Source organism: Methyloceanibacter sp. (genome assembly GCF_035650995.1).
In the GTDB taxonomy this organism is placed as follows: Bacteria; Pseudomonadota; Alphaproteobacteria; order Rhizobiales; family Methyloligellaceae; genus Methyloceanibacter.
This window is the reverse complement of sequence record NZ_DASRGO010000074.1, coordinates 1-3868: the sequence shown is the minus strand read 5'-3', so window position 1 is coordinate 3868 and position 3868 is coordinate 1. Positions and strand designations below refer to the sequence as shown.

The window sequence follows — 3868 nt, the reverse complement described above, 5'->3', positions numbered from 1 at the left end:
GGAAGTTCGAGTCTTTTCAACACCGTCTCGGCGCAGGCTGTCATGCGCTCGTGTTCCTCGGCCGATTGCTCGGGCGTGGTGATCGACACAAGCTCGACCTTGAAGAACTGATGCTGGCGGATCATGCCGCGCGTGTCCTTGCCGGCGGCTCCGGCCTCGGCGCGGAAGCACTGCGTTCCGGCGGTGACCCGCATCGGGAGGATCGCCTCTTCGACGATCTCCTCGCGCACGAGATTGGTCAGGGGCACTTCGGCGGTCGGGATGAGCCAGAGTTGCCCTGTCTCAACGGCAGTGTCCCATACGAACCGTAGCTGGTCCTTCAGGGACTGCTTATGTGGAAACCCTTTATCGGCGACGATCTGATCTAGCTCGCCCGGGGCTAGTGGCCTCGACGTAGCAAATTGATCCTCTCTGAACTTCGGCAATTGCGCGGTGCCGAACATGGTGTCGTCGCGCACGAGAAGCGGCGGGGCGACTTCGGTGTAGCCGTGCTCGCCTGTGTGCAGGTCGAGCATGAATTGGGCGAGCGCGCGCTCGAGCCGGGCGAGCGCCCCCTTCAGCACCACGAAGCGCGCGCCCGAAATTTTCGCCGCCGTCTCGAAATCCATCAGGCCAAGGCCTTCGCCGATCTCGAAATGCTGCTTCGGCTGAAAGGCGAATGTCCTGGGCTCGCCCCATTTGCGCTTTTCGACATTGGCATCGGCATCGGGTCCGACCGGAACATCGGAAGCCGGCGTGTTGGGAATGGCCGCGAGCAGATTGCGGAGCTCGTCGTCGAGCCGCTTCTCCTCGCCCTCGCCCGCTTGGATCGCGCCCTTGAGGGCTGCGACCTCGTCCATCAGGCGCTTGGCGGAGGCTTCGTCCTTCTTCGCCTTGGCTTGGCCGATCTCCTTGGAGGCGGCGTTCCGCGCGGCTTGGGCCTCCTGCAATTTCTGAATCGCCGAACGGCGTTCTTCGTCCAGGCTCAGAACGCGCTTCAACGTCGCTTGCGGATCGTCGAAGCCGCGATTGGTCAGTCCTTCGACGAAGGCCTTTTGATTGTCGCGAATCCATTTGATGTCGAGCACTGGCGTGGCTCCTCGGCTTTTTTGAAGGCTCCGTATAAAGCCCTCTCCCCTCATTGTCATGGCCGGGCTTGTCCCGGCCATCCGCGATTTGGCGGGCGTGCCGGCGCGCGAAGGCCGCGGCCTAGCCTGCTCCTCGGGCGCCGTCCTGGCGCGCTCAGTGCGCCGTGGCAGTCTTGACGTTCGCCTTGGCGTCGCGGCGTTCCTCGACGCGATCGGTCCTCGTGCGCGGGAGCGCCTCGGGATGGCACTTTTGCACGTAGGCGATCATCTTCTCCCGCACCTCGCAGCGAAGATCGAAGGTGCGCCCCGCCGTGCTCGCGCTCATCAGCATGCGAATCTCCATGGTGTTTTCCTTGAAATCGGTCACTTGGAGATTGACCACGCGTTTGTCCCACAGCGGGGAGGCGCGCACGATGCGTTCGAGCTCGCGCCGCAAGTCCTCGACCGGCACGGTGTAATCGACATAGAGGAACACGGTGCCGATCAGGGCCGAGCTTTCCCGCGTCCAATTCTGGAACGGCTGCTCGATGAAATAGCTGAGCGGCACGATCAGCCGCCGCCAGTCCCACAGCCGCACGACCACGTAGCTCGCGGTGATCTCCTCGACATTGCCCCACTCGCCCTCGATGAGGAGTGCGTCGTCGATGCGGATCGGCTGGGTGATGGCGAGCTGCACGCCCGCCATCAGGTTGCGCAGCACCGGCTGAAGCGCAAGCCCCAGCACCAGGCTCGCGGCGCCGGCCGAGGCGAGCAGGCTGATGCCGACCTGGCGCACGTCGTCAAAGGTCATGAGGGCCGCGGCAACGGTGAGGATCACGATCAGGACGCGGGCGACGCGCTCCAGGATGCGCGACTGGGTGACGTGCTTGCGGGCGAGCAGATTGTCCTCGGAGTCGAGCTTGAAGCGGCGAAGATAGAGGACCATCCAAACGTGCAGGGCCGTGCTCACGGTCCAGCCGGCGAGAACCACAATGCCGACGATCATGATCTGCCGCACCAGCCTGTCGTTGGCGAGCGGCGCTATCGCCGTCGCGAGCGCCACCGCCGCCATGACCACGGCAAGCCGCGCCGGTCCCGTGGTGCGCGAGACGAGCGAACGGCGGAAGAGGTCCTGGCCGCTCACCCATCGCTCAAGATTGCGGAAGAGAAGCGCGTGCAGCCAAAGCGCAAGCAGGATGGCAACGGCGATGACGACGAGGCTCAAGGCCCAGTCCGGCAGCCACGCGAACGTTGCGTCCAAGAACGAAATCAATGCTCTGAGGCGATCCATGCGCCCTTCCGGGGCTGAAATGGCCGAAACAAGAACCTAACCGGCCAAGCGCGCCGAAAGTTTCCCCCCTGAGGCGCTTAGCCAGCCTTGCCCGACGCAGCCTTGGCGCCGGGGGCGGCCGCGGCGCGCTGCTTCTCGGCGAGCTTCACCGCATAGATCGAGGCCTCGTAGAGCAGCACCGTCGGGATGGCGAGCGCGAGCTGGCTGATCGGATCGGGCGGCGTGAGCACCGCCGCCACGATGAAGACCCCGAGGATCGCGTAGCGGCGCTTCGCCCTGAGGTCGTCGGCGGTGATGAAGCCGGCGCGGGCAAGCAGCGTGAGCAGGATCGGCAGCTGGAAGCAGATGCCGAACCCCAGGATCAGCGTCATGATGAGTGAGAGATATTCGCTCACACGCGCGGTGAGATGGATCTGCACTTGGCTGTCGCCGGTCTGCTGCATCGACAGGAAGAACTTCATGGCGAGCGGCATGGCGACGAAATAGACGAGCGCGGCGCCGATCAGGAACAGGATCGGCGTGGCGATGAGATAAGGCAGGAAGGCCTTGCGCTCGTTCCTGTAAAGACCGGGCGCCACGAACATCCAGATTTGCGAGGCGATGACCGGGAACGCGATGAAGATCGCGCCGAACATGGCGAGCTTCACCTCGGTGAAGAAAAATTCCTGCGGCGCGGTGTAGATCAGCTCGATCGGGGCGTCGGTGCCGGCCGCGAGCCGGTAGGGAAAGAGCAGGAGATTGTAGATCGGCTTGGCGAAATAGAAGCACACGAGGAAGGCCCCGAAGATCGCGAGCAGCGACCAGATCAGCCGGCGCCTTAGCTCGATCAGATGCTCGATGAGCGGCGCCTTGGTGGCCTCGATGTCCTCGTGGGTCACGACTTCCGCTCCGCGTCGGAGGCCGGCTTCGATTGAACGTCCTCGGGGCCGGCCTTGCCGGGCTCAGGCTTCGCCTTGCGGCTCCGTTTCGGCTTGGGCGCAGTTCCCTCGCCCTCGGTTGCCTCCAAGCGGGCGGTTTTGGGTTTCGCCGTACGCTTCCGTTTCGGCGCGGGCTTCGCCTGAGGCGCCTCGGGTGCCGCGTCCTTGCCGTTCGCTTGCGCCGGTGCGGGTTCGGCCGAGGGGCTCGGCAGCATGATCGGCTTGTCGACCGGCGCCTTCAGATCGATCTCGGGCGTGGCGTTGCGCACGCTCTCGATCGCCTTCTTGACCTCCTCGAGCTCGGTCTCGCGCATGGCGTCCTCGAACTGGCGCTGGAAGTCGGCCGCCGCGCGGCGGAGCTTGCCGGCGTAATGGCCGAAGGTGCGCATCAGCCGCGGCAGGTCCTTGGGCCCGACGACGACGATGGCGACGACGGCGATGACGAGAAGCTCAGACCATCCGATATCGAACATGGACGTGGTTCAGCGCGCCGATATCCGTTGCATCACTGCCGGGCTGATCCCGGCACTTCGGGGCCGCGCGCCCCGACCCTGTAGCCGCTTGATGCCCCCGGTCAAGCCCGGGCACGACGAGAGGCTGAGGCAAATTTGCCC

General features: G+C 64.9%; 4 protein-coding genes. All 4 read right to left on the bottom strand.

The features are described 5' to 3' along the window. A partial coding sequence (locus VFB18_RS06005) for a serine--tRNA ligase (RefSeq protein ID WP_324972224.1) occupies window positions 1-1067 on the bottom strand: 1067 nt, incomplete at its 3' end. A 154-nt stretch (window positions 1068-1221) separates the two neighbouring features. Then, window positions 1222-2337, bottom strand: a complete 1116-nt coding sequence (locus tag VFB18_RS06000) for a mechanosensitive ion channel family protein (protein ID WP_324972222.1) — start codon at window positions 2335-2337, stop codon at window positions 1222-1224. 77 nt (window positions 2338-2414) lie between these two features. After that, window positions 2415-3215 (bottom strand): twin-arginine translocase subunit TatC, encoded by an 801-nt coding sequence (gene tatC / locus VFB18_RS05995; protein WP_324972221.1) that lies wholly within the window; start codon window positions 3213-3215, stop codon window positions 2415-2417. Then, entirely contained in the window at window positions 3212-3727 is a 516-nt protein-coding gene (gene tatB, locus VFB18_RS05990) for a Sec-independent protein translocase protein TatB (protein ID WP_324972218.1), read from the bottom strand. The genes tatC and tatB overlap by 4 nt, the downstream gene beginning before the upstream one ends. Window positions 3728-3868 lie beyond the last annotated feature (141 nt).